Origin of the sequence: Actinocatenispora comari (assembly GCF_017312725.1) — a bacterium.
GTDB lineage: Bacteria > Actinomycetota > Actinomycetes > Mycobacteriales > Micromonosporaceae > Actinocatenispora > Actinocatenispora comari.
This window is the reverse complement of sequence record NZ_BOPO01000111.1, coordinates 1-23616: the sequence shown is the minus strand read 5'-3', so window position 1 is coordinate 23616 and position 23616 is coordinate 1. Positions and strand designations below refer to the sequence as shown.

20 protein-coding genes are annotated in these 23616 nt (G+C 74.0%); 16 read left to right on the top strand and 4 right to left on the bottom strand.

All coding sequences use genetic code 11. From position 1 onward, the window contains the following. Positions 1–16: 16 nt before the first annotated feature. Complete coding sequence (locus NUM_RS26415) at positions 17–1261, top strand: phytase (RefSeq protein WP_207127638.1); 1245 nt, start codon at positions 17–19, stop codon at positions 1259–1261. Between the two features lie 53 nt (positions 1262–1314). Here NUM_RS26415 and NUM_RS26410 read toward each other — a convergent pair whose 3' ends face one another. Next, positions 1315–2058: a GntR family transcriptional regulator gene (locus tag NUM_RS26410; protein WP_207127637.1), complete on the bottom strand. Its 744-nt coding sequence runs from the start codon at positions 2056–2058 to the stop codon at positions 1315–1317. A 168-nt stretch (positions 2059–2226) separates the two neighbouring features. Here NUM_RS26410 and NUM_RS26405 point away from each other — a divergent pair, with 168 nt between their 5' ends. The 9 genes from NUM_RS26405 to NUM_RS26365 all read left to right on the top strand — a co-directional run bounded on the left by NUM_RS26405 (position 2227) and on the right by NUM_RS26365 (position 13292). Then, complete coding sequence (locus tag NUM_RS26405) at positions 2227–3216, top strand: Gfo/Idh/MocA family protein (protein ID WP_207127636.1); 990 nt, start codon at positions 2227–2229, stop codon at positions 3214–3216. Continuing rightward, complete coding sequence (locus NUM_RS26400) at positions 3213–4112, top strand: TIM barrel protein (RefSeq protein ID WP_225918869.1); 900 nt, start codon at positions 3213–3215, stop codon at positions 4110–4112. Before NUM_RS26405 ends, NUM_RS26400 begins: the two co-directional genes overlap by 4 nt. Next, the gene (gene iolC / locus NUM_RS26395) at positions 4109–5062 is read left to right on the top strand and encodes a 5-dehydro-2-deoxygluconokinase (protein ID WP_207127635.1); all 954 of its coding nucleotides are present in this window, start codon (positions 4109–4111) and stop codon (positions 5060–5062) included. The genes NUM_RS26400 and iolC overlap by 4 nt, the downstream gene beginning before the upstream one ends. After that, a complete protein-coding gene (locus tag NUM_RS26390) occupies positions 5055–5930 on the top strand; it encodes a Cgl0159 family (beta/alpha)8-fold protein (RefSeq protein WP_207127634.1) in 876 nt (291 codons plus the stop codon). The genes iolC and NUM_RS26390 overlap by 8 nt, the downstream gene beginning before the upstream one ends. A gap of 11 nt (positions 5931–5941) precedes the next feature. Continuing rightward, entirely contained in the window at positions 5942–6787 is an 846-nt protein-coding gene (gene iolB, locus NUM_RS26385) for a 5-deoxy-glucuronate isomerase (protein ID WP_207127633.1), read from the top strand. Further along, positions 6784–8643 (top strand): 3D-(3,5/4)-trihydroxycyclohexane-1,2-dione acylhydrolase (decyclizing), encoded by a 1860-nt coding sequence (gene iolD, locus NUM_RS26380; protein WP_207127632.1) that lies wholly within the window; start codon positions 6784–6786, stop codon positions 8641–8643. Before iolB ends, iolD begins: the two co-directional genes overlap by 4 nt. A 12-nt stretch (positions 8644–8655) precedes the next feature. Beyond that, entirely contained in the window at positions 8656–10131 is a 1476-nt protein-coding gene (locus NUM_RS26375; protein WP_207127631.1) for a CoA-acylating methylmalonate-semialdehyde dehydrogenase, read from the top strand. Between the two features lie 69 nt (positions 10132–10200). Next, positions 10201–10725 carry a gamma carbonic anhydrase family protein gene (locus NUM_RS26370; RefSeq protein WP_207127630.1) on the top strand — a complete coding sequence of 175 codons (525 nt, stop codon included), beginning with the start codon at positions 10201–10203 and terminating at the stop codon, positions 10723–10725. 197 nt (positions 10726–10922) lie between these two features. Further along, positions 10923–13292: a lamin tail domain-containing protein gene (locus NUM_RS26365; RefSeq protein WP_207127629.1), complete on the top strand. Its 2370-nt coding sequence runs from the start codon at positions 10923–10925 to the stop codon at positions 13290–13292. A gap of 51 nt (positions 13293–13343) precedes the next feature. Here NUM_RS26365 and NUM_RS26360 read toward each other — a convergent pair whose 3' ends face one another. After that, positions 13344–13802: a nitroreductase family deazaflavin-dependent oxidoreductase gene (locus tag NUM_RS26360; RefSeq protein ID WP_308440592.1), complete on the bottom strand. Its 459-nt coding sequence runs from the start codon at positions 13800–13802 to the stop codon at positions 13344–13346. A 122-nt stretch (positions 13803–13924) separates the two neighbouring features. Here NUM_RS26360 and msrB point away from each other — a divergent pair, with 122 nt between their 5' ends. The 5 genes from msrB to NUM_RS26335 all read left to right on the top strand — a co-directional run bounded on the left by msrB (position 13925) and on the right by NUM_RS26335 (position 17745). After that, positions 13925–14353 carry a peptide-methionine (R)-S-oxide reductase MsrB gene (gene msrB / locus NUM_RS26355; protein ID WP_207127628.1) on the top strand — a complete coding sequence of 143 codons (429 nt, stop codon included), beginning with the start codon at positions 13925–13927 and terminating at the stop codon, positions 14351–14353. 355 nt (positions 14354–14708) lie between these two features. After that, positions 14709–15251, top strand: a complete 543-nt coding sequence (locus NUM_RS26350; RefSeq protein WP_207127627.1) for a hypothetical protein — start codon at positions 14709–14711, stop codon at positions 15249–15251. A 54-nt stretch (positions 15252–15305) separates the two neighbouring features. Beyond that, positions 15306–15764: a GNAT family N-acetyltransferase gene (locus tag NUM_RS26345; protein WP_207127626.1), complete on the top strand. Its 459-nt coding sequence runs from the start codon at positions 15306–15308 to the stop codon at positions 15762–15764. Between the two features lie 133 nt (positions 15765–15897). Beyond that, entirely contained in the window at positions 15898–17241 is a 1344-nt protein-coding gene (locus tag NUM_RS26340) for a C1 family peptidase (protein ID WP_207127625.1), read from the top strand. Positions 17242–17352: 111 nt separating this feature from the next. Then, positions 17353–17745 carry a VOC family protein gene (locus NUM_RS26335; protein ID WP_207127624.1) on the top strand — a complete coding sequence of 131 codons (393 nt, stop codon included), beginning with the start codon at positions 17353–17355 and terminating at the stop codon, positions 17743–17745. Positions 17746–17816: 71 nt separating this feature from the next. Here NUM_RS26335 and NUM_RS26330 read toward each other — a convergent pair whose 3' ends face one another. Further along, complete coding sequence (locus NUM_RS26330; RefSeq protein WP_207127623.1) at positions 17817–21623, bottom strand: NEW3 domain-containing protein; 3807 nt, start codon at positions 21621–21623, stop codon at positions 17817–17819. 105 nt (positions 21624–21728) lie between these two features. Between NUM_RS26330 and NUM_RS26325 the strand changes: the two genes are divergently transcribed. Next, the gene (locus NUM_RS26325) at positions 21729–23165 is read left to right on the top strand and encodes an ROK family transcriptional regulator (RefSeq protein ID WP_207127622.1); all 1437 of its coding nucleotides are present in this window, start codon (positions 21729–21731) and stop codon (positions 23163–23165) included. A 30-nt stretch (positions 23166–23195) separates the two neighbouring features. Here the strand turns inward: NUM_RS26325 and NUM_RS26320 are convergent. Continuing rightward, positions 23196–23616 (bottom strand): helix-turn-helix transcriptional regulator (locus NUM_RS26320; protein WP_207127621.1); only part of this gene is annotated, 421 nt, incomplete at its 5' end.

The following is a 23616-nucleotide window of genomic DNA, read 5'->3' as shown; positions in this document are numbered from 1 at the left end:
TTCGAGGAGGAAACCCATGTCCCGGAACAGATCCCCGCTCATCGCGGCGGGTTGTGCCGCCGCGCTCGCGCTGATCGGGCTCGTCGCGCCGGCCAGCGGACACGGCTCGGTCGTCACGGTCACCGCCCAGGTCGAGACGCCGCCGGTGTTCGCGGACACCGGCGGCGACGCGGACGACCCGGCGATCTGGCTCAACCGAGCCGATCCCGACAGCAGCCTGGTCGTCGTCGCGGCCAAGAAGGCGGGGCTGCGCGTCTACCGCACCGATGGCACCCTGGTACAGGCGGTGCCGGCCGGCGCCCGCCCAGGCGCGGCGGCCGGGCGGCTCAACAACGTCGACATCGTCACCGGCATCCGGCTCGGGGGCCACCGCACGGACCTGGTGCTCGCCTCCGACCGCGGCAGTGACCAGGTGCGCAGTTTCCGCATCCGACCGGACCGTCCCGATGCGCCGCTGATCGAGGTGACCGCCGCCGGGGCACCACCGGTGTTCGCCGCCGACCAGTCCGATGTGGACGGTGACACCACCGCGTACGGCCTGACCGCCTGGCAGCACGACGGTCACGCGTACGCGCTGGTCACCCGCGCCGGCCGGGACGCGCTGGCGCTCGTCGAGCTGGTCGGCACCGCGGCCGGCACGGTCGGCTACCACACGGTGCGCACGCTGCGGTTGCCGGACACGTTCCGGTTGCCCGACGGTACGAGCTGGGCGCCGTGCGAGGACCCGGGCGAGCAGCCGCAGGCCGAGGGGCTGGTGGTCGACCCGCGGCGCGGTGTGCTGTACGCGGCGCAGGAGGACGTCGGCATCTGGCGACTGCCCGCCGACCTGTCCGGTCCCGGCACGCTGCTCGACCGGGTCCGCGATTACGGCGTGCCGGCGCACTACGACGCGCCGAGCGACGAGTGCGTGGTCGACGGCCCCGATCCCGGCTTCGGCGGCAACCACCTGACCGCCGACGTGGAGGGGCTCACGATCGCCGGGCACCAGCTGATCGCCTCCAGCCAGGGCGACGACACGTTCGTCCGCTACTCGCTGGGCGCGACGAACGCCTACCGCGGCGCGTTCCGGGTCGCCGCCGGGACCATCGACGGGTCGCAGGGCTGTGACGGCCTCGACGGGTTCGACGGGGCGCTCGGCTCGGCGTTCCCGCACGGGCTGCTCGCCATCCAGGACGGCACCGACACCGGGCCGGACGCCGGGGGTCGCGAGGCGACCAACGTCAAGTTCGTGGACCGGTCGCAGCTGCGCACCGCCCACTGACCGGCCGTCAGCGCCGGTCCGGGCCCGAACCCGGACCGGACGCCCGGCGCGGCTCAGGGTGCCATCAGGGTCAGCTCGAAGGTGTAGCGGGAGGCACGGTAGAGGTGCGAGCCGTACTCGACGGGTATCCCGCCGGCGTTGTACGCCACCCGGGTCATCGCGAGCAGCGGAGCGCCTCGCGGCTCGTCCAGCAGCCGGGCCTCGGCGGTGCTGGCGCGCCGGGCGCCGATGGTCTGGTCGGCCACCCGCAGCCGGATCCCGGCCTCCCGCAGCGCCGCGTACAGGCCGCCGGCGACGAGCTGCTTGCGGGTCAGGTCGGCCACCGCGACCGGCAGGTGGTTGCGCATCAGGGCGAGCGGCTCGCCCGCCGCGAACCGCAGCCGCTCCAGGTAGGTCACCTCGGCGCCCGGATCGATCCGCAGCGCGGTCGCGACGTCCTCGTCCGCCGTGCGCCGCTCCAGCGTGAGCAGCTCCGTGCGGGGCTGCTGGTGCGCGCCGTCCAGGTCCTCGTACAGGCTGGTCAGCTCCAGCCGGCGGCGGACCCTGTCGTGCACCACCTGGGTGCCGACGCCGCGCTTGCGGGTGAGCATGCCCCGGTCGACGAGGTGCGCGATGGCCTGGCGCATGGTCGGCCGGGACAGGCCGAGCTCGTCGGCCAGCTGGATCTCGTTGTCCAGCCGGCTGCCGGGTGCGAGCTCGCCGCTCTCGATCAGCTCTTCCAGCCGGGAGGCGACCTGGAAGTAGAGCGGGATCGGGCTGCTGCGGTCGATCGTGATCAGGTCGGTAACGCGGGTCACGTCGGACTCCCTTGCTGTCTGCGGCGGCTCGCGCCGCCGCCTCCCCACCTGTTCAGGATTACAGAATATCAATACGTCCGTATGTCCTAACAAATGCTTGACGAGCGCGCTCCGGCCGGGATACAAAGGGCCGCGAGATCGCGACACATCGCAGGAAGGCAGCAACCCATGCGCATCGGACTCGTCGGGGCGGGCCGCATCGGCGCCTGTCACGCCGGCAGCCTCAGCCACCTGGACAGCGTCGACGAGGTCCTGCTCGCCGACCCCGATCCGGCCCGCGTCGAACTCGTGGCCGCCGACACCGGCGCCCGCCCGGTGCGGATGGCCGAGCTGCTCGACCATGCCGACGGTGTGGTGATCGCGACCCCGACCGGTACCCATCCGGAGCTGATCCGGCGGGTCGCCGGCGCCGGGCTGCCGATCTTCTGCGAGAAGCCGGTCGCCGCCGACGTGGCCGAGACCCGGGCCGTGCTCTCGCACGTCGCGGCGGCTGGCGTCGCGCTGCACGTCGGCTTCCAGCGCCGCTTCGACGCCGGCTTCGCCGCGGTGCGCGAGGCCGTCCGCACCGGTCAGCTCGGCCGGCTGCACACCGTCCGGGCCTGCACCAGCGACCCTCGACCGCCGAGCCCGGACTACCTCGCCCACTCCGGCGGCATCTTCCGGGACTGCGCGGTGCACGACTTCGACGCGGTCCGGTGGATCACGGGTCAGGAGGTGGTGGAAGTCAGCGCGGTCGGCGGCAACACCGGCGAGCCGCACTTCGCCGAGCACGGCGACGTGGACACCGCGATGGCCGTGCTGACGCTGTCCGACGGGTGCCTGGCAAGCTGCACCGCGACCCGGTACAACGGGGCCGGCTACGACGTGCGGCTGGAGGCGTGCGGCCGGGACTCGACTCTCGTCGCCGGGCTGGACGAGCGGGCGCCGCTGCCGTCCGCCGAGCCGGGCGGGCCCGCGCCGGCCGAGCCGTACCAGGGGTTCGCCGACCGGTTCGCCGCCGCGTACGCCGCAGAGCTGGCCGCGTTCGTCGAGCTGGTGCGCGGCGAGCGGGAGTCGCCCTGTACCGGTGCCGACGCGCTCGCCGCGCTGCTGGTCGCCGAGGCCGCCGAGCGGTCCCGGCGGGAGCACCGGCCGGTCGCGGTGAAGGAGGCGGCGTGACCACCCGCCGACGTGATCGGTCCGGCGCAGGCGTGGGTGGCACACCGCGGATCGCCGCGGCGCCGATCTCCTGGGGCGTGTGCGAGGTGCCGGGCTGGGGGCACCAGCTCGCACCGGACCGGGTGTTGACCGAGATGGCCGCGTTGGGGCTGGCCGCCACCGAGTTCGGTCCGGACGGCTTCCTGCCGGCGGATCCGGCCGAGCGCGCCGCGGTGCTCGCCGAGTACGGGATGGTCGCGGTGGGCGGCTTCGTGCCGGTGCGCCTGCACACCGACGGCGCGGTCGCCGCCGCGGAGTCGCACTTCCCGGCGTTCCGGGCGGCGGGCGCCGACACGCTGGTGCTCGCCGCGGCGACCGGCGCCGACGGGTACGACATTCGGCCGGAGCTGACCGCCGGCCAGTGGCGCACGCTGCTGGCGAACCTGGACGCGATCGCCGCGCGGGCCGCCGACGCCGGGCTGACCGCGACCCTGCATCCGCACGTCGGCACCCTGGTCGAGAACGGCGCCGAGGTCGAGCGGGTGCTCGACGGCAGCACGGTCGGGCTCTGCCTGGACACCGGCCACCTGCTGGTCGGCGGGGTGGATCCGGTGGCGTTGAGCCGGTCGGCGGCCGACCGGATCGCGCACGTACACCTCAAGGACGTGGACGCGACGCTCGCCGCGGCGGTGCGCGCGGGCACGGTGCCCTACAGCGTCGCGGTGCGCGACGGGCTGTACCGGCCGCTCGGCGCGGGCGACGTCGACGTGCCGGCGATCGCCGCCGCCCTCGCCGGCTACCCCGGCTGGTACGTGCTGGAGCAGGACGTCGTGCTGACCGCGGCACCGGCGCCGGATGCCGGCCCGGCCGCCGACGTCGCGACCAGCCTGGCCTACCTGCGGAAGGTGTTGTCGTGACCGGCTTCGAGGTGCTGGCGGTGGGCCGGCTCGGCGTCGACCTGTACCCGCAGACCATCGCCACCCCGCTGGCGCAGGTCGAGCAGTTCGGCCGCTACCTCGGCGGTACCGCGGCGAACGTGTCGGTCGCCGCGGCCCGGCACGGCCGCCGGGTGGCGCTCGTCTCGCGCACCGGCGCGGACCCGTTCGGCGAGTTCCTGCACACCGCGCTGCGCGGGTTCGGGGTGGACGACCGGTGGGTGACGCCGGTGGCCGGGCTGCCGACGCCGATCACGTTCTGCGAGATCTTCCCGCCGGACACCTTCCCGATCTGGTTCTACCGCTACCCCGCCGCGCCGGACCTGCAGCTCGAACCGGCCGAGATCGACCTCGACGCGGTCCGCGCGGCCCGGGTGCTGTGGCTGACCGGGACCGGACTGTCGGCGCAGCCGAGCCGGGCCGCGCATCACGCGATGCTCGCCGCGCGCGATCGCCGGCCGTACACGGTGCTGGACCTGGACTACCGCCCGACGCTGTGGCCGGACGAGGACAGCGCGCGGCGCGAGATCGGCGCGGCGGTGACCCGGGTCGACGTCGCGGTGGGCAACCTGGCCGAGTGCGAGATCGCGGTCGGCGAGAGCGAGCCGGACGCGGCGGCCGAGGCGCTGCTCGCCGCCGGGGTGCGGCTCGCGGTGGTCAAGCAGGGCCCGGCCGGCGTGCTCGCCCGCACCGCGACCGAGCGGGTGCAGCTGCCGCCGCTGCCGGTGGAGGTGGTCAACGGGCTCGGCGCCGGCGACGCGTTCGGCGGCGCGCTGTGCCACGGGCTGCTCGCCGGCTGGCCGCTCGCCGACACCATCGCGTTCGCCAACGCCGCCGGCGCGCTCGCCGCCGGGCGGCTCGCCTGCTCGGTCGACATGCCGTACTCCGCCGACGTGACGGCGCTACTGGAACGGGTGGCCCCGGATGCCTGAGACGATGCGCGCCCGGCTGGTGCATACCCGCGCCACCGCGCCGGACGCGGTGTGCACCGCCGCGGCGAGCCGGCCGCGCGGGCCGGAGCTGGCCCGGCGGGGCAGGTTCCTGCTCATCGCCGCCGACCACCCGGCGCGCGCCTCGCTGACCGTACGGGGGCGGGCGAACGCGATGGCCGACCGGGTCGACCTGCTCGACCGGTTGCTCGTCGCGCTGTCGCGGCCCGGCGTCGCCGGGGTGCTCGGTACCGCCGACATCCTGGAGGACCTGCTGCTGCTCGACGCGCTGGCGGGCAAGGTGGTGGTCGGTTCGATGAACCGGGGCGGCGTGCCGGGCACCGTGTTCGAGATCGACGATCGGTTCACCGCCTACGACGCGGACACGATCACCGCGATGGGCTTCGACGCCGGCAAGATGCTGCTGCGCATAGACCCGGACGACCCGGCCACCGCGGGTGCGCTGGAACGCTGCGCGCAGGCCGTCTCGGCGCTCGCGGCGCGCCAGCTGGTCTCGATGGTCGAGCCCTTCTGGGTACGCCGGGACGCCGCCGGCGGGCGGGTCAACGACCTGTCCACCGACGCGGTGATCCGGTCCGTCGCGGTGGCGCAGGCGCTGGGCAGCCGGTCGGCGTACACCTGGTTGAAGCTGCCGGTGGTCGACGACATGCCGCGGGTGCTGGCCGCGACGACGCTGCCGGTGGTGCTGCTCGGCGGTGACCCGCACGGCGACCCGGACCGGACGTACGCGGCGTGGCAGCGGGCGCTGACCGACGAGTCGGTGCGCGGTCTGGTCGTCGGCCGGGCCCTGCTGTACCCGCCGGACGACGACGTCGCCGCGGCCGTCGACACCGCCGTCGGCCTGTTGTGAGGGGATCGGGCATGGACTGGTACCAACCGTTCGGCGCCACCGCGAGTCCACCGTGGACGGTCCGCACCGGGCTGTCGCACGCCGGCCTGTCGGTGCTGGCACTGCCGCCCGGCGGCAGCACGACGATCGACACCGGCGAGCAGGAGATGCTGGTGGTGCCGCTGGCCGGCGGCGCGCACGTCGAGTGCGGCGGGCGGCGCTACGAGCTGGCCGGCCGGGCCGACGTGTTCGCCGGACGCACCGACTTCGCCTACCTGCCGCGGCGCTCGGACGCCACGATCGGTTCGGCCTCGGGCGGCCGGTTCGCCGTCGCCGCCGGGCCGTGCGGACGCGACCTTCCCTTCCGGTACGGGCCGGCCGGGCAGGTGCCGGTGGAGCTGCGCGGCGCCGGCCGGTGCAGCCGGCAGGTCAACAACCTCGCCGCCGCCGGCGGTTTCGAGTGCGACCGGCTGATCGTGGTCGAGGTGCTCACCCCGGACGGCAACTGGTCCAGCTACCCGCCGCACAAGCACGACGAGCACTCCGAGCACGAGTCCGAACTGGAGGAGATCTACTACTTCGAGATCGGCGGCGACGGCGCCGGTTACCACCGGGTGTACGGCACGCCGGGGCGACCGATCGACGTGCTCGCCGAGGTGCGCACCGGTGACGTGGTGCTGGTGCCGTACGGCTGGCACGGACCGTCGATGGCCGCGCCGGGCTACCCGATGTACTACCTGAACGTGATGGCCGGGCCGCGTCCGGAGCGGGCCTGGCGAATCCGGGACGATCCGGCGCACGCCTGGATACGGTCCAGCTGGGACGGCATGCCGGTCGACGACCGGCTGCCGATGGGCGAAGCGGAGGGGGCGTCATGACCCGGGCCACGGTGGCGCAGGCGCTGGTGCGTTTCCTGGCGAACCAGTACACCGAGCGGGACGGGGTGCGGCGGCGGCTGTTCGCCGGCTGCTTCGGCATCTTCGGGCACGGCAACATTGCGGGCATCGGGCAGGCGCTGTTGCAGGCCGGCGACGAGCTGCGCTACCACCAGGCCCGCAACGAGCAGGCGATGGTGCACACCGCCGCGGCCTACGCCCGGGTGCGCGACCGGCTGTCGACGTTCGCGTGCACCTCGTCGATCGGTCCGGGGGCGACGAACATGGTCACCGGCGCGGCCGGCGCCACCATCAACCGGCTGCCGGTGCTGCTGCTGCCCGGCGACGTGTTCGCCACCCGGCCGGCCGATCCGGTGCTGCAGCAGCTGCAGACCTCGTACGCGGCCGACGTGTCGGTGAACGACTGCCTGCGCCCGGTGTCGGTGTGGTTCGACCGGATCATGCGGCCCGAGCAGCTGCTCGACGCGGCGCCCGCGGCGATGCGGGTGCTGACCGACCCGGCCGCGACCGGCGCCGTCACCCTGGCGCTGCCGCAGGACGTGCAGGTCGAGGCGTACGACTGGCCCGCCGCGTTCACCGCGCCCCGGGTCTGGCCAGTGCGCCGCGCGGTGGCCGATCCGGAGTCGCTGGCCGAGGCGGTGACGGCGATCCGGGCGGCCCGCCGGCCGCTGATCGTCGCCGGCGGCGGCGTGCGGTACTCGGCGGCCACCGAGGCACTGGCCGCCTTCGCCGCCGCCACCGGCATCCCCGTCGCCGAGACGCAGGCCGGCAAGGGCTCGCTGCGGCACGACCACCCCGCATCGGTCGGCGCGATCGGGGCCACCGGGACCACCGCGGCGAACGCGCTCGCGGCCGAGGCCGACCTGGTGCTCGGCATCGGTACCCGGTTCGCCGACTTCACCACCGCCTCGCACACCGCGTTCGCCGACCCGGACGTCCGGTTCGTCAACATCAACGTGTGCGCCGCCGACGCGGTACGGCTGGCCGGCCTCGCCGTGCTGGCCGACGCCCGGCGGGCGCTGGAGCAGCTGACCGCCGCGCTCGCCGGCTGGCGGGTGCCCGACGGGTACCGGCGGCGCGCGGCGGACCTCGCCGCGACCTGGTCGTCCACTGTGGATGGTGCGTACCGGCTGGGGCACGCGCCGCTGCCCGCGCAGAGCGAGGTGATCGGCGCGGTCAACGAGGCCGCCACCGACGCCGACGTCGTGGTGTGCGCGGCCGGGTCGATGCCCGGCGACCTGCACAAGCTGTGGCGCGCCGGCGCACCCCGCCAGTACCACGTGGAGTACGGGTACTCGTGCATGGGCTACGAGATCGCCGGCGGGCTCGGCGCGAAGCTCGCGATCGGCACCGAGGGCGAGGTGTTCGTCCTGGTCGGCGACGGCTCGTACCTGATGATGGCGCAGGAGCTGGTGACCGCGGTCGCGGAGGGTGTGAAGCTGATCGTGGTGCTGGTCGACAACGCCGGGTTCGCCTCCATCGGTGCGCTGTCCGAGACGGTCGGCGCGCCGCGCTTCGGCACCTGGTACCGCTATCGCGACGAGGGCGGCGGGCTGACCGGCGACGTGCTGCCGACCGATCTCGCCGCGAACGCCGCGAGCCTCGGCGCCGCGGTCACCGAAGTGTCCACTGTGGAGGAACTGCGGTCGGCGCTGGCCGCCGCGCGCCGGTCGCCGCGTACCACGGTGATCCGGATCGGCACCGACCCCCTGGTGCCCGCGCCGGACTCGGCCGCGTGGTGGGACGTGCCGGTGGCCGAGGCCGCGACCCTGCCCGCCACCGTCACCGCGCGCCGCGAGTACGAGCAGGCCAAGCAGACGCAACGCCACTACCTGTAAGGAAGCGGGAAGATGCAGACGATCGAGCACTGGATCAACGGGGCGAGCACCGCCGGCGACGGCGAGCGCAGCGCACCGGTGTACAACCCGGCGACCGGACAGGTGCAGTCGCGGGTCCGGCTGGCCGAGAAGTCCGATGTGGACACGGCGGTGGCGTCGGCGAAGGCCGCGTTCGACGGCTGGCACGACCTGTCGCTCGCCAAGCGCACCGAGATCCTGTTCCGGTTCCGGGAGCTGCTCACCGCGCACACCGACGAGCTGGCCGAGGCGATCACCGACGAGCACGGCAAGACGCTCGACGACGCCCGCGGCGAGGTGGCCCGCGGCCGCGAGGTCGTCGAGTTCGCCTGCGGCATCCCGCACCTGCTCAAGGGCGCGTACTCCGACCAGGTGTCCACCGGGGTCGACGCCTGGTCGCTGCGGCAGCCGCTCGGCGTCTGCGCCGGGATCACCCCGTTCAACTTCCCGGCGATGGTGCCGTTGTGGATGCACCCGATCGCGATCGCGGCGGGCAACACGTTCGTGCTCAAGCCCAGCGAGCGCGACCCGTCCGCGGCGATGGTCCTGGCCCGGCTGTGGCAGCGGGCCGGGCTGCCGGACGGCGTGTTCACCGTGCTGCACGGCGACGCGGTCGCGGTCGACGCGCTGCTCGACCACCCGGACGTGGCCGCCGTGTCGTTCGTCGGCTCGACCCCGATCGCCCGGCACGTGTACCAGCGCGGTACCGCTGCCGGCAAGCGGGTGCAGGCGCTCGGCGGCGCGAAGAACCACGCGGTGGTGCTGCCGGACGCCGACCTCGCCGACACCGCCCGGCAGATCACCGGCGCCGCGTACGGCTCGGCCGGCCAGCGCTGCATGGCGATCTCGGCGGTGGTGGCGGTCGGTGACTGCGCCGACGACCTGGTCGCCGCGCTGGCCGAGCTGGCCCGCGGGGTCCGGGTCGGCGCCGGCCGGGACGCCGGTACCGAGCTGGGTCCGGTGATCACCGCGCAGGCGGCGGAGCGCATCGTCGGGCACGTCGAGCGGGCCGCCGCGGACGGCGCGACGCTGGTGGTGGACCGCCGCGAGCAGCCCGGCGACGGCTTCTTCGTCGGCCCGTGCCTGCTCGACCACGTCGACGTCGACCAGGAGATCTACCGCACCGAGGTGTTCGGGCCGGTACTGGTGGTGCTGCGGGCGGCCACCCTGGACGAGGCGATCGCGCTGGTCAACGCGAACCCGTACGGCAACGGGGCGGCGATCTTCACCGGCAGCGGTGCCGCCGCCCGCCGGTTCGGCCGGGAGGTGACCGCCGGGATGGTCGGCATCAACGTGCCGATCCCGGTACCGATGGCCTATCACTCCTTCGGCGGCTGGAAGGACTCGCTGTTCGGCGACACGCACGTGTACGGCACCGAGGGCGTGGCGTTCTACACCCGCGCCAAGGCGGTCACCGCGCGCTGGCCGCGCGGTGCCGCTGCCCCGCAGTACCACTTCCCCTCCGCCTGAGCGGCTGCTGTCATGATCGCGTCGTGGCGGTCGGCCGGCCGCCACGACGCGACCCTCGAGGCGGTTCCCATGTCCCGCATCCTCGCCCTGCCCGGCGCCGCGCCGCGGCTCGCACCCGGCGCCGTGGTCCTGCCCGGTGCGACCGTCGTCGGCGACGTGACGCTGGCCGACGACGTCGGCGTCTGGTACGGCGCGGTGCTGCGCGGCGACGTCGCGTCGGTGTCGATCGGCGCCGGCAGCAACGTCCAGGACACCGCGGTGCTGCACGCCGACCCCGGCTTCCCGGCGAGCATCGGCGAGCGGGTCACCATCGGCCACGGCGCGGTCGTGCACGGCGCGACGGTCGGCGACGACTGCCTGATCGGGATGCGCGCCACCGTGCTCAACGGCGCCCGGATCGAGCCGGGCTGCCTGATCGCCGCCGGCGCGGTGGTACCACCCGGCGCGCGGATTCCGGCCGGTTCGCTGGTCGCCGGCGTACCGGGAAAGGTGCGGCGGCCGGTCAGCGAGGCCGAGACCGCGACGATCGCCGCCTCGTGGCAGCTGTACGTGTCCCTCGCCCACCGGCACCGCGACGAGGCGACCACCGCCTGAGGCAGCGGCCGAACCCGCCGGTCGGGTGGACTTCAGGGGGTCGATACCGCGGCGTTACTGACTTGTCCGGCTCCGGATGGTAGGCAGAAGGGCTGCCCACGCCGGGCGGCGCAGAGGTACCGACGGGACTGCCGACGTGGCTCGGGGCGCCGGCCGTCCTCCCGGGTGCCTCCACTACCGATCCAGGAGGATTCAGCGTGTCCCCACGCATCACAGCCGCCCTGGCGGGACGGCGGCGACGCGCCGTGCTCGGCGGCGCGCTCGCCCTCGTCACGGCCGGCGGCCTGACCCTCGCCGCGGTCGCGCCCGCGCAGGCCGCGTCCAGCGACGTGGTGATCACCCAGGTGTACGGCGGTGGCGGCAACTCCGGCGCCACCCTCACCAACGACTACGTCCAGCTGCACAACCGCGGCGGCAGCGCCGTCGACGTGTCCGGCTGGAGCGTGCAGTACGCGTCCGCCAGCGGCACCAGCTGGCAGGTGACCAAGCTGACCGGCGCCATCGCGGCCGGCGCCGACTACCTGGTCGCCGAGGCCGCCGGGGCCGGCGGCAGCACGCCGCTGACCGACCCGAACGCGACCGGCTCGATCGCCATGAGCGCCACCTCCGGCCGGATCGCCCTCGTCACCGCGGGTACCGCGCTGACCTGCGGCGCCTCCTGCGCCGGCAGCGACGGTGTGCGCGACTTCGTCGGGTACGGCAGCGTCACCGACGCCGAGGGCAGCCCGGTACCGGCACTGTCCAACACCACCGCCGCGCTGCGCGGCGACGCCGCCGACACCGACGACAACGCCACCGACTTCACCGTCGGCGACCCGGACCCGACCGGTACCGGCAGCACCCCGCCGCCGACCGGCGAACCGGCCCGCATCCACGACATCCAGGGCGCCGCGCACCGCTCCCCGCTTTCCGGCAAGCCGGTCACCGAGGTACCCGGCGTGGTCACCGCCGTCGGCCCGCAGGGCTTCTGGTTCCAGGACCCGCACCCGGACCGCGACCCGGCCACCAGCGAGGGCCTGTACGTGTTCACCTCGGCCAAGCCGGCCGTGGCCCGCGGCGACAGCGTGACCGTGGCCGGCACGGTCAGCGAGTACCGGCCGGGCAACAGCGCCACCAACCTGTCCACCACCGAGCTGACCAGGCCGACCGTCACCGTCGTCGGCCACGACGCGCGGCTGCCGAAGGCCGTCGTCCTCGGGCCCGGTGGCCTGCGGATCCCGCGCGCGGTGCGCACCGACTCGCCCGGCGACGTGGAGAAGAGCGCCACGTTCGACCCGAGGCACAACGCGCTCGACGCGTACGAGTCGGTCGAGGGCATGCTCGTCGCGGTGCGGCACGCCACGGCCGTCGGCCCGACCAACTCGTACGGTGAGCTGCCGGTGCTGCCGGCCGGCGACCCGGGCGTGCGCACCCGCAACGGCGGCGTCAAGTACACCGGCTACGACAACGCGAACACCGGCCGGCTGATCCTGTCCTCGACGCTGGCGAAGGTGCCGGACGCGAACACCGGCGACCGGCTGACCGGCACCGTGTCCGGGCCGCTGGACTACCAGTTCGGCAACTACATGCTCTACCCGACCGCGAGCCCGACGGTCGTCTCCGGCGGCCTGCGGCCGGGCACCACCCGGCCGCAGCGGGCCGGCGAGCTGTCGATCGCCACGTACAACGTGGAGAACCTGGCGCCGGGCGACCCGCAGAGCAAGTTCGACAAGCTCGCCACCGGCATCGTGCACAACCTGTCCTCGCCGGACATCGTCGCGGTGGAGGAGATCCAGGACAACGACGGCGCCACCGACGACGGCGTGGTCGCCGCGGACGTGACCTGGACCAAGCTGATCGACGCCGTCACCGCAGCCGGCGGGCCGACGTACCAGTGGCGCTCGATCGACCCGGTGAACGACCAGGACGGCGGGCAGCCCGGCGGCAACATCCGGGTCGGTTTCCTGTTCCGTACCGACCGGGGGCTGTCCTTCGTGGACCGCTCGCCCGGCGACTCGACCACGCCGGAGTCGGTCACCTCGGTGCACGGGGTGCCGCAGCTGACCCACTCGCCGGGGCGGGTGGCGCCGGCCGACGACGCCTGGCAGGACTCGCGCAAGCCGCTGGCCGGCGAGTTCTCCTACCACGGCAAGCCGCTGTTCGTGATCGCGAACCACTTCGCGTCCAAGGGCGGCGACGACCCGCTGATGGGCCGCTACCAGCCGCCGGCGCGCGGTTCGGAGAAGCAGCGCGACCAGCAGGCGGTGCTGGTGCACCGGTTCGTCGGGCAGCTCCAGGCGATCGACCCGGCCGCGAGGATCGTGGTACTCGGTGACCTGAACGACTTCGAGTTCTCCGACACGGCGCACACCCTGACCGCCGACCACTCCCTCGTCGACCTGCCGGGCACGCTGCCGCTGCGGGACCGGTACACCTACGACTACGAGGGCAACTCGGAGGTACTGGACCACCTGATGATCTCGCCGTCGCTGCTGCCGCGGCACGACTACCAGGTGGTGCACATCAACAGCGAGTTCGCCAACCAGACCAGCGATCACGACCCGCAGATCGCCCGGGTCCGACCGTGACGTCGCGGCGCGCGGCGACGTGTGCGCCGCGCGCCGCTCCGGTACCGGGAGTCAGTCGGCCGGGGTGAGCACGAAGACCGGGATGATCCGGTCGGTCTTCGTCTGGTAGTCGGCGTAGTCCGGGTAGGCCTCGACCGCGCGCCGCCACCAGGTGTCCCGCTCGGCGCCGCTCGCCTCGTGCGCCACCATCGCCCGTTTGACCGGCCCGTCCTGCAGTTCGACGTGTGGGTCGGCGACGAGGTTGTAATACCAGACGGGGTGTTTCGGCGCGCCGCCGAGCGAGGCGACCACCGCGTAGTCGCCGTCGTGCTCGACCCGCATCACCGGCGTCTTGCGGATCTTGCCGGTGCGGGCGCCCCGGCTGGTGACGATCACCACCGGCATGCCGCGCATCGTGGTGCCCTCGGTGCCGCCGGAACTCTCGTACCGCTCCACCTGGTCGCGCGAACGCTGGGACGGACTCGGTGCGTACTCCCCCTGCAAGGCCATGCCGCCAGTCAACTCCTCCATACCGCCGATCGGGCTCGATTCGAACGATAGGGCGGTATCGCGCCGGCGACCACGAGAACGCCGGAGCCGCGGGGCGTCGCCGGGGCAGCGGCGGCACTGGGCAGCCGACGTAGCCTGGAGACATGAGTGAGCAGAGCGTGAGCCGGCCGCTGCCGGCCACCGAGGACGAGTGGCGCGAGCGGCTGAGCCCGGAGGAGTTCGCGGTGCTGCGGGAGGCGGCCACCGAGCGCCCGTTCACCGGGGAGTACGTGAACACCACCACCGAGGGTGTGTACCGGTGTCGGGCCTGCGGGGCGGAGCTGTTCCGCAGCGACACCAAGTTCGAGTCGCACTGCGGCTGGCCGTCGTTCTACACCCCGCTGGCCGGCGAGGCGGTGCGGCTGATCACCGACACCAGCCTCGGCATGACCCGCACCGAGGTGCGCTGCGCCACCTGCGACTCGCACCTCGGCCACGTGTTCGAGGGTGAGGGCTACGGCACCCCCACCGACCAGCGGTACTGCATCAACTCCGTCTCGCTGACCCTGGAGCCGCGCGAGCCCGCCTCCTGAGCCGGCGGGACGACACCACCCCCGGCAGGGCGCGAGCACACCGCCCCGGAGGTGGTCGGGGCGTCGACCGGGTGCCCATCGCGGCCCGGCCGGCCCGGCTGCGCCGCCCGCTCCGGTACCGCGGTGGTGGCCGTCCGATACCGTCGGTCGGCCCAGGACGGTCCCGCCCCAGCGCGCCGTCCGCCCGCGGCGACGGCCGCCGGCAGACCGAGGAGTGCCCATGCAGCCGCCGGAACCACGCCGCCCGCCGGACGCCGGCTCTCCCGCCGGCGGCCCCTGGCGTCCCACACCCGGCCTCGGGGCACCCCCACCCGGTGTCGGGCCCCGGCTCCCCGGGTATCCGGCACCGCCCGGGATGCCAGCGGGCACCGAGCCGCCCGGGATGCCGCCGGGCGCGGTGCCGCCGGGACGAGCGGGGGCGCAGCCGGGGCGGCGGCCGACCAGCGTCACGCTGGCCGGGATCGGCGACCTGGTCGCCGCGCTGCCGCTGCTGCTGACCGCCGCGACGCTGGCGCTGCTGGGGCTCGCGCTGCGCGGCGACATCCGGCCCGCCGCGTCGGCCGAGCTGCTGGTCGGCGCCGGCGTCGCGCTGCTGGTGCTCGCCGCGATGGTGGTCTGCGGCATCCTCACGCTGCGTGGCCGCCCCGCCGGCCGGATCGGCACCTACCTCCTCGGCTGCCTGTTCGGGCTGGTGGGCGTGCTCGGCTGCCTCGGCGCGGTGGTGCGCTCGTTCGTGGTCCTCGCCCCGGTCAACGTCGTCGGCGGGTTCGCCGCGGTGCTGCTGGTGGTGACCACCGTCGGGCCGGTGGTGCTGCTGTCGCTGCCGAGCTCCCGCGAGTACTTCGACCCTCGGCGCCGGCCGACCGCGTCGCCGCCGCCGGTCGCCGCGCCGCGCTGACCCGACCGGGTGTCCGTGGCCGGTGTCGCGGTCGGGCGCAATAGGCTCGGTGCCGTGAGTGATCTGACCTTGCGGCGGGCCCGGTTCGCGGAGCTCTCCGGCGCCGACCTGTACGAGATCCTGCGGCTGCGGGTGGACGTTTTCGTGGTCGAGCAGGACTGCCCGTACCCGGAACTGGACGGCCGGGACACCGAACCGGACACCGTGCACCTGTGGTACGAGCGGGGCGGCGCGATCGCCTCGTACCTGCGCATCCTCGCCGAGCCGGGTGGCGCCGCCCGGATCGGGCGGGTGTGCACGGCCGCGGACGCGCGCGGCGGGGGCCTCGCCGGCCAGCTGCTCGACCAGGCGCTCGTCGCGATCGGGCCACGCTCCGTCGCGCTCAGCGCGCAGAGCCATCTGACCGGGTTCTACGCCCGGTACGGCTTTCGCCCGGACGGGGCGCCGTTCCTGGAAGATGGCATCCCGCACACGCCCATGGTGCGTTCGCGCGAACAGCCACCGGCCACGTAGGGTCGGCATCGGTGCCGGTCGATCGGCGGGTCGCGGCGCCGTACGAGGCTCCCGACGGATCCGACACCCCCTGCGGTCGGGGCCTCCCAGCCCGACAGCCGGCGCAGCGATGCCCGGTGGAAAGGAAGCAGGCATGGACGCTGGCAGCCGGAACATCCTCGGTACCGACGAGCTGGAGTCGCTGCGCAAGCAGTTCGCCGCGAACCCGGCGAACCGGGTCGCGCAGAACGCGGTGGCCGCGACCCCGGTCGACCAGGTGGCGCTGGACCGGTCGGTGGGCAACGGCATCGACCATGCCGTGTCGCACCTGCTCGACGACTGGAAGGCGACCGATCAGCAGAAGAGCGGCCGGTGCTGGCTGTTCGCCGGGCTCAACCTGCTGCGGGTCGGCGCGAAGCAGAAGCTGAACCTGAAGGACTTCGAGTTCTCCCAGAACCACCTGATGTTCTGGGACAAGCTGGAGCGGGCCAACTACTTCCTGACCGCGGTGATCGAGACGGCCGGCGCCGACGTCGACGACCGTACCGTCGCGCACCTGCTCAGCCACGTCGCCGAGGACGGCGGCCAGTGGAACATGTTCGTCGCCCTGGTGGCCAAGCACGGGCTGGTGCCGAAGAGCGCGATGCCGGAGACCGACTCGTCCGGCCAGACCGCCCGGATGAACTCGATCCTGCAGAAGGTGCTGCGGGAGGGCGCGCACACGCTGCGCAGTGCGGCGGCCGCCGGTGCCACCGCCGACGAGCTGGACGAGCAGCGGCGGGAGATCCTCACCGTGGTGTACCGGGTGCTCGCGATCCACCTGGGCAACCCGCCGGAGCGGTTCGAGTGGCAGTGGACCGACGCCGACCGGCAGTACCACCGGGACGGTGAGCTGACCCCGCAGCAGTTCGCGCAGCGCTACGTCGAGCTGCCGCTGACCGAGTACGTCTGCCTGGTGCACGACCCGCGCAACCCGACCGGCCGCACCTACACCGTGGAGTACCTCGGCAACGTGCTCGGCGGCGCACCGGTGGTCTACCTCAACGTGGACATGGCGGTGCTCAAGGACGTCGCGGCGAAGACGATCACCGGTGGCGAACCGGTCTGGTTCGGCTGTGACGTGGCGCAGCAGTTCGACAAGAAGCTCGGCGTGTGGGACGCGAAGCTGCTCGACTACCCGTCGGTCTACTCGACCACGTTCGCGCTGAGCAAGGCCGACCGGCTCACGTACCACGAGTCGGCGATGTCGCACGCGATGCTGTTCACCGGCGTGGACATCGCCGACGACGGCACGCCCCGGCGCTGGCGGGTGGAGAACTCCTGGGGTGCCGACCTCGGCCAGGAGGGCTTCTTCACCATGACCGACTCGTGGTTCGACGAGTACGTCTTCGAGATCGCCGCCCGCGCCGACCTGCTCCCCGAGCAGCTGCGGGAGGCGCTGTCCGGCGAGCCCACCGTGCTGCCGGCCTGGGACCCGATGGGCGCCCTCGCCCGCTGACCGCACCGCCGGCCGGGCAGCCGTCACCGTGACGGGTGCCCGGCCGGTCCGTTCGGTACGCGTCCGATTTCGTCAAGGCTCGGCGCCGGCACCGCCGTTAGCGTGGCCGGCATGACCGCACAACTCGACTGCATCGGCCTGGTCACCACCGACCTGGCCACCTCGCTCGCCTTCTACCGGTCGCTCGGCCTGGCCGTACCGGCCGACGCGGAGACCCAGCCGCACGTGGAGGCAACGCTGCCCGGAGGCATGCGGCTGATGTGGGACACCCTGGACGTGGTCCGGTCGATGGATCCGGACTGGACCGCGCCGAGCGGCAGCCCGCGGATCGCGCTCGCCTTCCGGTGCGCGGACCCGGCCGAGGTCGACGCCACCTACCGGCGGCTGGTCGGGGCCGGCGGGCGCGGGGTGCGGGAACCGTTCGACGCGCCCTGGGGTCAGCGCTACGCGAGCCTGCTCGACCCGGACGGCAACGGCATCGACCTCTACGCCGCACTCGGCTAGGGGTGCCGCCGCCGGTTGGCGGCAACCGCCCACCGGGGTCGGGTGGACCCCGACCCCGGTGCACCGGCCGGTCACTCGACGGTGATCGTGGCGGCCTCGATCGACCCGGTGAAGAAGTACGAGTCGGCGGTGCCGGTGGTGCCCTTGCCGAGGTCCATCGGCCCGTCGCCGACCGGCAGGTACCCACCCTTCGGCGTCGCCGATCCGGTACCGCTGCCGGCGCCCGACACCGTGACGGACAGCCGGGTCCCGTCCCAGCGGGCCGTGATGTCGTACCGCTTCCCGGCCTCGGCGTGCACGCCGGACTGCGCGATCGCGTACGTCGAACCCGGGTGGTCGACCTGCGACATCCGGAAGGTGAACGTGCCGTCCGGGTTGAGGTACACCGTCCACCCGGTCGAGTAGCTCGACGACAGGCTGCGGGCGTTCGCGACGGCCTGGTACCCGCCGCCGACCTTGCCCGGCACCACCCCGGTCAGGTGCAGCGCCCAGGTCTGCCCCGCGCCGATCGCCTCCGGCTGGTACCCGTCCCCGTACGGCACCCTGATCGCGCCGTCGGCGGTGCCGTCGAACAGCGCGCCGGCGTCGGTGAACGTCACCCCGGAGCCGGCGTGGCCGTCGTGCCCGGAGCCGGACAGGTCCGCCGCGCAACCCCGGCCGAAGTCCCACTGCGCGCGGGCACCCGGCTCGACCTGCGGTGGCGCACCGGTACAGACGACCATCGTGGTGGTCGCATCGGCGCTGCCGGTGGTGTGGCCGGCCCACCGGTCGGTGCGCCAGCCGTACCCGGCGGTGGCGGTCAGCGTCGGCTGGGTGTCGGTCGGGTGCCCGTCCGGCGCGACGTGCCAGCGCACGGTCGCGGACTCCCCCGGCGCCACCGGGTCGGTCTTCGGCGAGGTGCGCCGCGCCGACCAGCCGTCCGGCGCCGCCAGCGTGATGTCCACATCGGACAGTGCGGCGCAGCCCTGGTTGGTGATCGTCGCGGTGGCGGTCGCCGGCCCGTCCCCGGCCACGAACGCCGCGGTCGCGTCGAGGCTCAGCGTGGCCGCCGGGGCGGACTGCGTCGGCACCATGGGCAGTACGGTCACCGCGACGGTCCTCGCCGGTGGCTGGTCACCGAGCCCGATGCCGACGGTGTGCCGGCCCGGCGCGCACACGGTGGTGACGAGCCCGACCGGTACCACGCCCTCGTCGTGCCGCTGGAACGAGATCACCTGCTTCGGGGTGGTGAAGCCGATCCCCTTGGCCAGCGACCGGTCGTCGGTGCTCACCGGCTTGCCGTCGACGTAGAGCCGCAGCCGCGGGTCGTCGAGGTAGCCGGCACCGCCGGTGTTGACGACGTCGGCGGTGACCTGCAGCGGGTACCCGGCCCGTACGCTCGGATGCTCGACCGCCGTGTCCGCGATCTCCACCTGCGGCGCGCCGGTCATCTTCCGGTAGTTCGCCTGGTAGTCGGAGACCGCGCGGGCGAACGAGTACGCGGGGGCCGCCTGCTGCTGCCGCCACCCGATCCGGACGTCGGCGTGCCCGGTGAGCGCGGGCAGCGTGATGCGGTTGCCGTGGAAGGTCCGCACGCTGCGCCCGTTCACGGTGACCGAGGTGACGGTGTCGTTCTGCGGGATGCTGACCACGATGCTCTTCGGCGCGGTCCGGGTCGGCGGGTCGAGCCGCATCGTGGCACCCGCGTCCCCGACCTCGATCGAGTACTCCAGGTGCCCGAAGTCGGTGTCGCCGGCGAACGCGATGCGCTGGCCGGGCCGCGCCCACTGCGGCGACCACACGTTGGCCAGGTGCAGCGAGTCGTCCTGCCCCTCGTACGCGAGCATGTCGTGCAGCAGCGTCAGGTACTTGCCGGCGAACTCGCCGTGCGGCATCGTGTCCGTCTCCGGGTTGTGCCGCCCCCACCGCTCGACCGCCCGTACCGCCTCGGCGGCCATGTGCGTCGACGAGGTGTGCAGCAGCAGGCCGTACAGGTAGCGCAGCGCCGCCCACTGATCGCCCCGGCGTACGTCGGTGATGGCGATCGAGGTGGTCGTGTAGCTGTGCAGCATGTTCTCCAGGCCGCCCTCCGGGTAGCCGAAGATGCCCTCGAAGCTCTTCTGCTCCCACGCCTGCAGGCTGCCGGTCACCCACGGATCCTGCGGGTCGAAGGCGCCGGTCGGCCAGACGGCCTCCAGGTTGCCCCAGTCGATCCCGTACACGGTGCCGTACCAGCCGGTGCGCACGCCGGTGGCCTGCGCACCCTCCAACGTGGTCGGCAGGAAGCCGAGCTGGTCCACCGCCGGCCGGACCTTCTCGCGCAGCAGCTCGACGTACGCCGACCGGCGCCGCGCCCACTCGCCGGCGGTGGTGTCGTCCCCGACGGCCCGCGCGATCACCGCCGCGCCCTGCTCCCCCGCGATGTTCCACAGATCGTAGGTCAGCAGGTGGCCGCGGACGCCCTCGTTGTCGTGGTCCATCGCCGCCGCGGGCATCAGCCCGCCGTCGCGGAACGTCCACTCCCAGGCCATCGCCCGCTGGACCGCGGGCCACACCTGCCGGGCGAACGCCGCGTCGTGGGTGGTCGCGTAGTAGTTGCCGAACGCCCAGAGCGCCTGGCCGGTCGCGTCGAGCTGGCCGCTCTGCGAGTTGAACTGCCCGTCGTCGTGCTGGTAGTCCAGCATCGCGAGGTCGACCCCGCGCACGAGGTCGCCGAACCCGGCGTCGAGCATGCCGTCCATGTCGAACGCGGCGTCCCGCAGCCAGTAGCCGTCGTACACGGTGGGGTTGGCGTCCCAGAAGTACTTCCCGTCGACGTTGTCGAAGCTGAGCAGCGACAGCGCCAGGCTCGCCTTGTAGGTGTCCAGGATCTTGCTCTCCACCCCGGTGCCGGGCACCTCGATCCGGGTACCGGCCCGGTCCAGGGTGCGGTGCCAGAACGCCGCGGTGTCGGTCCGGTACTGCTCGTACGAGGCGGCCGCGATCGCGGCGGTGTCGGACTCCTGCGCGACGAAGTATGGCAGCTTGAACACCAGCGACCGGGTCTGGCCGGCGGCCAGGCTCACGTCGTAGTCCAGGGTTCCGGCGCTGACCCGGTCCGGGCTCTGGTCGGCGGTGAACAGCAGCTTGCCGTCGCCGAGGTAGGCGTTGCGCCCGCTGTCCCAGGCCGCGCTCGCCGGGCGGGCCGGCCCGGTGGTACCGGCGGCGGCCTTGACCTTGTCGTTGCCCAGCCCGACGGAGAACCGGTAGGTGGTCGCGGTGTCGCCGGTGTTCGTCAGGTTCACCCGGACGAAGTTGACCATGTTGTCGACCTGCGCGTCGAGCTGCCGCTGCGGGTTGCCGTAGGTCTCCCGGTACGCCACCGTCGCGACGTCGGGCACCTTGGCGGCGTACATCTGGATCTCGTTGCGGACGCCGGCGCGGTCGAACCGCTCCCGCAGGATCGGCAGGTACCCGTCCTGCCAGGTCTTGACCCGCTGGTCGATCGGGGTGCGGTCGGTCCCGGTGGCGAAGGTGAGGGTGCCGAACGCGGTCTGCAGGTCGCCCTTGGCGGTGACGACCGACTCCTCCGGCCCGCCGTACACGCCGAGCACCGACACCGGGTTGCGGTACCAGTCGAACGGCTCGTGGGGGTCGTCCTCGACCGGCGACAGCGTCGCCTGCTGCTGCGCCGAGCCGGTCACGCCGTACGGCGTGCGCAGGAAGTCGTTGTACGGGTTGCCGTACGGGCTGCGCGCCGTCGGGGTCCGGGGGGCCGGGCCGGGCGCGGAGTCCGCGAGCGGGGCGGGTGCGGCGAGCGCCGGGGTGGTGGGGGCGACCACCTGCGCGGCGACGGCGGCGACCATCGTGAGGGCCACCGCCAGGACGAGGGATCGGGGGCGGGTACGTTTCGAATGCATGGTGACAGCTCCTGCCGTACGCGACCGGTACCGGTCGGCCACCTCTCGTGCCAACGTGTAGTTACGTAAGCCCTTTTCGAAACTTTGCTTCGGTACTATGCCCTGGTGACACGAGGTCGTCAAGAGCCGCCAGGAACGTCCGGTACGGCAGGGCCACCGCTGCTGCGGCTGATCAACCAGGGCAAGGTGCTGGCCGTCCTGCGGGCCGGCGGGCCGATGCGGGTGGGCGAGCTGGCCCGGCTCTCCGGCCTGTCCCGCCCCACCGTCAGCCACGTCATCGACCAGCTGTCCGAGGCGGGCTGGGTCGACTACCTGGAGCGGGAGCCGGCCGGGCAGCGCCAGCTCGGCCGTCCGGCCCGGGTGGCGCGGTTCCGGGCCGACGCCGGTTACGTGCTGGGCATCGACATCGGACCGCACCAGACCGCGGTCCTGGTGGCCGACCTGGACGGCCGCACCGTCGGCTCGGCCCGCCGGAGCACCTCCTCGGCGCAGGACCAGCACCAGCTCCTTGCCGCGGTCCGGTCCGCGGTCGACGCGGCACTGCGGGCGGCCGGGGTCGCCAAGCGCGCCGTACTGTCGGTGGCGGTCGGCAGCCCCGGCATCATCGACCGGCACGCCGGCACCGTCGTGCAGGCGCCCGGCCTGCCGGGATGGACCACGCTCGACCTCAACCAGCAGCTGCGGCGCTTCTTCCGCTGCCCGGTCCTGGTCGACAACGACGTCAACCTGGCCGTACTCGGCGAACGCTGGCGCGGGGTGGCCCGCGACGCCGACACCGTCGTGTTCGTGCTGTGGGGCGAGCGGGTCGGCGCCGGCATCTGCATCGGCGGCCAGCTGCACCGCGGCAAGGGCGACGCCGCCGGCGAGATCGGCTACCTCACCGTGCTCGGCGACGACGGCGGGGGCGCACAACCCGACGGCGAGGGCCGCGGGCCGTTCGAGCGCGAGGTCGGGGCGAGCGCCATCGTCCGTCTCGCCCGCACGCTCGCGGCCGACCCCGCCCGCACCTCGACGCTGTCCGGCCGACCGGACCTGGACGTACCGGAGGTGTTCGCGGCGGCCGACCACGACGCCACCGCACGGGAGGTGGTGGACACCATCGCCGTCCGGCTCGCCCGCGGGCTGGCCCCGCTGATGCTCACGCTCGATCCGGACGTCCTCGTCATCGGCGGCGGGATCTCCCAGGCCGGCCCGCGGATCCTGGACTCGGTCAACCAGCACCTGCAACGGCTGGTACTCACGCCGACCCCGCTCCGGCTGTCCGCCCTCGGCGGGGACGCGGTCGTCACCGGTGCCGTCCGGTACGCGCTCGACGACGTGGCGGCCCGGCTGCTGCCGAGCGCCGACGCCGCCGAGGCAGCCGCCGGGCAACCAGCGACCACACCGGACAGCGCCGGCGCGCCGGACCGGGCCGGCCAGCCGGCGGCCGCAGCGGGCGAGGCCGGGCACCCGGGCGAGGCCGGGCAACCGGGCAAGGCCGGCCAACCGGCGGCCGCAGCGGGCGAGGCCGGTCACCAGCCGGGCGACGGCGCCTCTCGGTGACGGCAGCGCACCGGGCGGCGACCGGGCGGATCAGGTCGCGAGCAGCGCGCTGGGCGGCACGCCGGTCAGGGCGCGGACGTCCCGGCTGAGGTGCGCCTGGTCCGCGTAGCCGACGGCGGCGGCCACCTCCACCAGGCTCCGGCCGGTACGGGCCGCGTCCAGCGCGCGGTTCATCCGCAGGATCCGCGCGAGCGTCTTCGGCCCGTACCCGAACGCGTCCCGGCAGCGCCGGTGCAGCTGCCGCTCGCTGAGGTAGGAGCCGGCCGCGACGGCGCCGACCGTCGTACCGCGGCGCAACGCGGCGACGAGCGACCGCAGCGCCGGGTCGTCCGCCGCGGCCAGCGGCTCGGCGAGCGCCGTGGCGAGCGCGCTGGCGAGTACCGCGGCCGGGTCGGGTCGCGCGCCGACCGACGCGGCGGGCCCACCGGCCGGGTCGAGGCCGCTCGGGCCG

Excerpts from the sequence above, each read along its gene's own strand:
- NUM_RS26360 (WP_308440592.1), bottom strand. The coding sequence starts at position 13,802 with ATGGAGGAGTTGACTGGCGGCATGGCCTTGCAGGGGGAGTACGCACCG.
- NUM_RS26375 (WP_207127631.1), top strand. The coding sequence starts at position 8,656 with ATGCAGACGATCGAGCACTGGATCAACGGGGCGAGCACCGCCGGCGAC.
- NUM_RS26405 (WP_207127636.1), top strand. The coding sequence starts at position 2,227 with ATGCGCATCGGACTCGTCGGGGCGGGCCGCATCGGCGCCTGTCACGCC.
- NUM_RS26350 (WP_207127627.1), top strand. The coding sequence starts at position 14,709 with ATGCCAGCGGGCACCGAGCCGCCCGGGATGCCGCCGGGCGCGGTGCCG.
- iolD (WP_207127632.1), top strand. The coding sequence starts at position 6,784 with ATGACCCGGGCCACGGTGGCGCAGGCGCTGGTGCGTTTCCTGGCGAAC.
- iolB (WP_207127633.1), top strand. The coding sequence starts at position 5,942 with ATGGACTGGTACCAACCGTTCGGCGCCACCGCGAGTCCACCGTGGACG.
- NUM_RS26330 (WP_207127623.1), bottom strand. The coding sequence starts at position 21,623 with ATGCATTCGAAACGTACCCGCCCCCGATCCCTCGTCCTGGCGGTGGCC.
- msrB (WP_207127628.1), top strand. The coding sequence starts at position 13,925 with ATGAGTGAGCAGAGCGTGAGCCGGCCGCTGCCGGCCACCGAGGACGAG.
- NUM_RS26390 (WP_207127634.1), top strand. The coding sequence starts at position 5,055 with ATGCCTGAGACGATGCGCGCCCGGCTGGTGCATACCCGCGCCACCGCG.
- NUM_RS26340 (WP_207127625.1), top strand. The coding sequence starts at position 15,898 with ATGGACGCTGGCAGCCGGAACATCCTCGGTACCGACGAGCTGGAGTCG.
- NUM_RS26335 (WP_207127624.1), top strand. The coding sequence starts at position 17,353 with ATGACCGCACAACTCGACTGCATCGGCCTGGTCACCACCGACCTGGCC.
- NUM_RS26370 (WP_207127630.1), top strand. The coding sequence starts at position 10,201 with ATGTCCCGCATCCTCGCCCTGCCCGGCGCCGCGCCGCGGCTCGCACCC.
- NUM_RS26415 (WP_207127638.1), top strand. The coding sequence starts at position 17 with ATGTCCCGGAACAGATCCCCGCTCATCGCGGCGGGTTGTGCCGCCGCG.